The sequence below is a fragment of the Lutibacter sp. genome, assembly GCF_040883305.1.
GTDB lineage: Bacteria > Bacteroidota > Bacteroidia > Flavobacteriales > Flavobacteriaceae > Lutibacter.
The window spans coordinates 1-5788 of sequence record NZ_JBFLKT010000312.1 but is presented as its reverse complement, the minus strand read 5'-3'; the positions used below and the strand labels follow the sequence as shown (position 1 = coordinate 5788).

At 29.8% G+C, this 5788-nt stretch carries 6 protein-coding genes; 1 reads left to right on the top strand and 5 read right to left on the bottom strand.

The features are described from left to right. From AB1Z17_RS09965 to AB1Z17_RS09955, 3 genes are all read right to left on the bottom strand, one after another. Positions 1 to 378: DUF6452 family protein (locus AB1Z17_RS09965; RefSeq protein WP_368051655.1), on the bottom strand; the 378-nt coding region annotated here is incomplete at its 3' end. A gap of 99 nt (positions 379 to 477) precedes the next feature. Further along, positions 478 to 1887: a 23S rRNA (uracil(1939)-C(5))-methyltransferase RlmD gene (rlmD, locus tag AB1Z17_RS09960; protein ID WP_368051654.1), complete on the bottom strand. Its 1410-nt coding sequence runs from the start codon at positions 1885 to 1887 to the stop codon at positions 478 to 480. 73 nt (positions 1888 to 1960) lie between these two features. Further along, positions 1961 to 2380, bottom strand: coding sequence for a c-type cytochrome (locus tag AB1Z17_RS09955; protein ID WP_368051653.1), 420 nt, complete (start codon positions 2378 to 2380; stop codon positions 1961 to 1963). A gap of 205 nt (positions 2381 to 2585) precedes the next feature. Between AB1Z17_RS09955 and rocD the strand changes: the two genes are divergently transcribed. Further along, positions 2586 to 3860 carry an ornithine--oxo-acid transaminase gene (rocD, locus tag AB1Z17_RS09950; RefSeq protein ID WP_368051652.1) on the top strand — a complete coding sequence of 425 codons (1275 nt, stop codon included), beginning with the start codon at positions 2586 to 2588 and terminating at the stop codon, positions 3858 to 3860. Between the two features lie 84 nt (positions 3861 to 3944). On the opposite strand, the gene mgrA is transcribed toward rocD, so the two are convergent. Then, positions 3945 to 4943: an L-glyceraldehyde 3-phosphate reductase gene (gene mgrA, locus AB1Z17_RS09945; RefSeq protein ID WP_368051651.1), complete on the bottom strand. Its 999-nt coding sequence runs from the start codon at positions 4941 to 4943 to the stop codon at positions 3945 to 3947. A gap of 29 nt (positions 4944 to 4972) precedes the next feature. Next, positions 4973 to 5788 (bottom strand): lysophospholipid acyltransferase family protein (locus AB1Z17_RS09940; protein WP_368051650.1); only part of this gene is annotated, 816 nt, incomplete at its 5' end.

The following is a 5788-nucleotide window of genomic DNA, read 5'->3' as shown; positions in this document are numbered from 1 at the left end:
TGTGGTACTATCAATAGCTAAATTTTCGAAATTGGTTTTATAACCACACGATCTAGATACAAATATATCGTTTCTATCGTAACTAAAATAAATGGTATCAGCTAAATTCCCAGATGTAATCTGATAACTTGTTGTATATTGGTTTATATCAAGTGGAATTTGTATTGAGTCGAAAGATTTAGCGGTATAATTAGAAATTAAACCTTTATTAAGAACTCTAATAGAATCTATCTTTATAGTTTTTACAAGTGTATCATTTTCAAAATTATAAAACTTGAGCATTAAATTTGGAGTAGTATTTTCCAAACAAATATCATCTTTTTCACAACTAATTATTAATGCAAACGCTATAACCAGTAAAGTAATGTGTTTTTTCATTTAAATAAATTTTCACCAAACTACTAATTTTTAATTATTTATGAAGATTGGTATTGGTCATTTTGTATTAAAAACCCTATTAATGGGCTTTTCTCATAATTATTTTAATTCTAAAAGCACCACATTTTCTACATGATGTGTTTGTGGAAACATATCTACAGCTTGTGTTTTAATAATGTTGTATTGTTCTTTCATTAAACTTAAATCGCGTGCTTGGGTTGCCGAATTACAGCTCACGTATACAATGCGTTTTGGTGCAATTTCCAAAATTTTAGCTACCACATTTTTATGCATTCCATCTCTTGGAGGATCTGTAATAATAACATCTGGCTGTCCGTGTTTTTTTATAAAACTATTATTAAAAACATCTTTCATATCACCTGCATAGAATTCAACGTTGTCAATGTTATTTAATTGTGCATTAAGTTTAGCATCTTCAATTGCTTCTGGAACAGATTCTACTCCAATTACTTTTTTAGCATTTTTTGCAACAAATTGAGCAATTGTTCCTGTTCCTGTATAAAAATCGTACACTACTTCGTTGCCTGTTAAATTAGCAAAATTTCGTGTAATTTTATATAATTCGTAAGCTTGAGTGGAATTTGTCTGATAAAATGACTTTGGTCCAATTTTAAACTTTAAACCTTCCATTGCTTCGAAAATATGATCTCTTCCCTTAAATAAAATAATATCTTGATCGTATAAAGTATCATTTCCTTTACCATTAATTACATATTGAAGTGATGTAATTTCTGGAAATTTTTCAGCAAGGGCATTTAATAAGCCTTCACGTTTTAGTTTATCTTCTTTAAAAAATTGAATTACAACCATAATTTCTCCTGTTGAAGAAATCCGTAACATTATGGTGCGTAATAATCCAGATTGTTCTCTTGGATTAAAAAATTCCAGTCCGTTTTCTATACCATAATTCTTAATAAAATTACGAATATCATTTGACGGATCTTCTTGTAAATGACATTTAGAAACATCTAAAATTTTATCCCACATTCCAGAAATATGAAATCCACATGCATTTCTATTATCAATTTCTTCTTCAGAATTTATTTCTTCCAAGGTTAGCCAACGGCTGTTTGAAAACGAAAATTCCATTTTATTTCTGTAAAAATAAGTTTTTTCGCAACCTAATATAGGAGTAATCTCAGGTAATTCTAAATGACCAATTCTAATTAGATTGTTTTTAACTTCATTTTCTTTATAGGCAAGTTGGTGTTCATATTTCATGTTTTGCCATTTACAACCACCACAATGCTCAAAATGTTCGCAAACAGGTTCGGTTCTTTTGTCAGAATATTTATGAAACTTTATTGCAGTTCCTTCAAAATATGCTTTTCTTTTTTTTCCAGTCCTTATGTCAACAACATCGCCAGGAACTGTGTTTGTTAAAAAAATTACACGTCCGTCAGGTGCTTTTGCAACAGTTTTTCCTCTTGCACCAGCATCTATTACTTCTATATTTTCAAAAATAAGTTGTTTCTTTCTTCTTGCCATGTTGCAAATGTAATATTTTAACACAAAAAAAGCACCCCGAAAAGAGATGCTTTTAATTAAATTGTTTAGTGTGTTATTCTACACTTCTCATATAAGCAGCAAGTGCAGCTAATTCGTCTCCAGATAAGTCTTTTACAAAACCGTCTAAGTTCGCTTTCATAATTGCAACCTGACCTGGATCAGTATCAACAATTGCAGGAGATTCTCCTTTTAAGAATTTTACAAGATTACCATTTTGTTCATCATAAACTTTAACAATATCTTTTATTGAAGGACCAATAACTTTCGCATCTGGCTGATGACAAGTTGTACATGTTTTATCTGTAAATAATTGTTTACCTAATGCAATATTGTCTACCGGATCAGCAGCAACTTCTTTTTTTACTTCTTCAACTTTTGTTTCAACTTCTTTTTTTACTTCTTCTTTCTTTTTATCACCACAACTTGTAAATATTGCAGCAACTAAACCTAACACTAAAACTGATTTTCTCATTTTTTTTTATTTAATTATAATTGAAACAAATTTATTCAAATAATTTTAACCTTATGTGATTTTTATGACATTTTTATTTTGTTTTAATACTTCTTTTTTGAAGTAATAAAAATCCGTTAAATATTTTGTAATTTGCGAAAAATTAGGGTGATTTCTCTCCTTTAAATGAGGAATTGATTATTTTTTAATTTAGAATTTTATTGAAATGATTTCAGAAAAAGTAACATCGCAACAAGCAATCGATTTAGAAAATAAATACGGAGCTCATAATTACCATCCACTTCCTGTAGTTTTAAGTAGAGGAGAAGGTGTATATGTTTGGGATGTAGAAGGAAAAAAGTATTACGATTTTTTATCTGCCTATTCAGCCGTAAATCAAGGACATTGCCACCCAACAATAATTAATGCTTTAACGGAACAAGCCAGTAAATTAACATTAACATCGCGCGCATTTTATAATGATGTGTTAGGTAATTACGAAAAATATGTAACTGATTATTTTGGTTTTGATAAAGTATTACCAATGAATACGGGTGCAGAGGCAGTTGAAACTGCTATAAAATTATGTAGAAAATATGCATATGAGAAAAAAGGGATTCCAGAAAATGAAGCACAAATTATAGTTTGCGAAAATAATTTTCATGGACGTACAACTACAATAATTTCTTTTTCTAATGATGAAGATGCGCGTAAAAATTTTGGACCATTTACAGCTGGTTTTATAAAAATTGAGTACGATAATTTAGAAGCTTTAGAAAGTACTTTAAAAACGACTAAAAATATTGCTGGTTTTTTAGTAGAACCAATTCAGGGTGAAGCTGGTGTTTATGTTCCTTCTGAAGGATATTTAGCAAAGGCAAAAACTTTATGCGAAAAAAATGATGTACTTTTTATTGCAGATGAAGTTCAAACAGGAGTCGCAAGAACTGGACGTTTATTAGCAACCTGCGGAAATTGTACTTGTGAAAATAAAGATTGTTCGGGAACACCCGAAGTAAAACCAGATATTCTAATCTTAGGAAAAGCTTTAAGCGGTGGTGTGTATCCAGTTTCTGCTGTTTTTGCTAATAATGAAATTATGAATGTTATAAAGCCAGGACAACATGGTTCTACTTTTGGAGGAAATCCTTTGGCGTGTGCTGTTGCAATTGCTGCCTTAGAAGTTGTTAAAGATGAAAAACTTGCAGAAAATGCAAATATTTTAGGTGAACTTTTTAGAAGTGAAATACAAAAACTTGTTGATGCAAGTAGTTTGGTAAATGGAGTACGTGGTAAAGGTTTGTTGAATGCAATTTTAATTAACGATACTGAAGATAGCACTACTGCTTGGGATATTTGTATTAAATTAAGGGATAATGGTTTATTAGCAAAACCGACACACGGAAATATAATTCGTTTTGCTCCTCCATTAGTAATGACTAAAGAGCAATTGCTAGAATGTGTTGCGATTATAAAAAAGACAATTTTAGAATTTAAATAATTTTAAAAATAAAGATTATAAAAAAAAAGCGGCAATTTTGCCGCTTTTTTTTATAGAGTTTTGTAAGTGCTTAGAGAGCAAGAATTATTTTGAAATTTTATCAATTAATGTTAATTCTTCATCAGAAAAAGCAGTATTTCTTATAGCCTTTAAGCTATCTAAAATTTGTTCAGTTTTACTGGCTCCAATTAATACAGATGTGATTCTTTCATCTTTTAATATCCAAGAAATAGCCATTTGTGCCAAACTTTGATTTCTGTTTCTAGCAATTTCATTTAACTGCTTAATTTTTGAGAGTTGCTGTTCTATTTGATCTGTATTTAAATATCGCCCATCTTTTACAGCTCTAGAATCTTTTGGGAAACCATTTAAATATTTATCGGTAAGCATTCCTTGTGACAATGGGGAAAAAGCAATTGCACCAACGCCTTCCTTTTCAATCGTATCGAGTAATCCGTTTTCAACCCAACGGTCAAATATACTGTATCTCGGTTGATGAATTAAACAAGGAGTTCCTAAATCTTTTAAAATTTTAGAGGCTTTTGCAGTGTCTTCAGCACTATAACTTGAAATACCTATATATAAGGCTTTTCCTTGACGTACCATTAAGTCTAAAGCACCCATAGTTTCTTCTAAAGGAGTTTCAGGATCTGGTCTATGAGAATAAAAAATATCGACATAATTTAAACCCATACGTTTTAGGCTTTGATCTAAACTAGCCATTAAATACTTTTTTGATCCCCATTCGCCATAAGGTCCAGGCCACATATCATACCCAGCTTTTGATGAAATAATTAATTCGTCTCTATATTTTTTGAAATCTTTTTTTAAGATTTTTCCGAAGGTTGTTTCAGCAGAGCCATAAGGTGGTCCGTAATTATTTGCTAAATCGAAATGTGTAATTCCATTATCAAAAGCACACTTTAGTAGATTTCTAGCATTTTTAAAATCGTCTTTTTTTCCAAAATTATGCCATAGACCTAGAGAAAGTTCAGGAAGCAACAATCCGCTATTTCCTGTTCTTCTATAATTCATTTTGTCATAACGTGAAGGATCTGCCTCATATTTAAATTTCTTACTCATAATTTAATTGGTGTTAATACTTTGAATTTTTATTCTGGAGCTTTGTCTTTGTGTTTAAATCGTCTATGTGTCCAAAAATAATATTCTGGTTTTGTTCTAATTTGTTTTTCAACTTTTTCTAAAAAAATGTCAGTTAATAGGTAATCTTTAAATTTAGGAGCATCGTTTGTTATTAAACTAAATGTGGTTTCATAATGGCCACGCTTTACTTTTTTTACGTCCATAAATACCATATTTAAATCATACCTTTTTGCAAGCATTTCTGCTCCTGTATGAATGGGAACTTTAACGCCTAAAAATTCACTCCAATAAAAAGTCTTTTTTAACTGTGGAGATTGATCGCTAAGCAAACCATACATAGCTTGTATGTTGTTTTTTTGATTGTATTTAATTTCAGAAATAATTTTAGAAGTTTGTACTAATGAAGTTCCAAATTTAGTTCTAGATTTTAGTATTTTATTATTAAAATACTTGTTGTTTACTTTCGTATAGGCAGCATATCCTTTATAGGAAACAAAAGAATCTACGCTCATTATCCACTCCCAATTTGCATAATGGGGACCTACTAAAATTACACTTTTACCGTCTTTATATAATTCTGTAAAAAAATCAATATTTGGGAATTTGTACCTTTTATAAACTGCTTCTTTAGATACCGTAAACGATTTTATCATTTCAATAAAAACATCAACAAAATGGTGGTAAAATTTTTTGCTAATTTTTATAAGTTCTTTGTCAGTCTTTTCAGGAAAAGAAAGCTTTAAATTATTAAAAACTACTTTTTTTCTATAACCAATTATATAATATACTAATAAATAAACACCATCAGAAATAATATATAATAT

Excerpts from the sequence above, each read along its gene's own strand:
- AB1Z17_RS09955 (WP_368051653.1), bottom strand. The coding sequence starts at position 2,380 with ATGAGAAAATCAGTTTTAGTGTTAGGTTTAGTTGCTGCAATATTTACA.
- rlmD (WP_368051654.1), bottom strand. The coding sequence starts at position 1,887 with ATGGCAAGAAGAAAGAAACAACTTATTTTTGAAAATATAGAAGTAATA.
- rocD (WP_368051652.1), top strand. The coding sequence starts at position 2,586 with ATGATTTCAGAAAAAGTAACATCGCAACAAGCAATCGATTTAGAAAAT.
- mgrA (WP_368051651.1), bottom strand. The coding sequence starts at position 4,943 with ATGAGTAAGAAATTTAAATATGAGGCAGATCCTTCACGTTATGACAAA.